Origin of the sequence: Limosilactobacillus reuteri (assembly GCF_020785355.1) — a bacterium.
Classification (GTDB): domain Bacteria; phylum Bacillota; class Bacilli; order Lactobacillales; family Lactobacillaceae; genus Limosilactobacillus; species Limosilactobacillus reuteri_I.
Map to the genome: position 1 here is coordinate 1 of NZ_JAJGVH010000037.1, position 250 is coordinate 250.

Sequence of the window (250 nt, forward strand, 5' to 3'; positions counted from 1 at the left end):
TCGCTCATCGATACTGAGTTGCTTATGCTTTCGCTCATGGAAACGGAGTTACTCAAACTTTCACTCATCGAGACGGAATTACTTAAGCTCTCGCTCATCGATACTGAGTTGCTTATACTCTCGCTCATCGATACTGAGTTGCTTATGCTTTCGCTCATGCTTACTGAGTTACTCATACTTTCACTCATCGAGACGGAATTACTTAAGCTCTCACTCATTGAGACTGAGTTACTGAGGCTTTCACTCATGG

At 43.2% G+C, this 250-nt stretch carries 1 protein-coding gene; it reads left to right on the forward strand.

Annotation, left to right across the window (positions count from 1 at the left end):
* Positions 1-250, forward strand: a 250-nt coding sequence (locus LMB56_RS01385; protein WP_229287850.1) for a hypothetical protein, incomplete at both ends; no start/stop codon positions are given.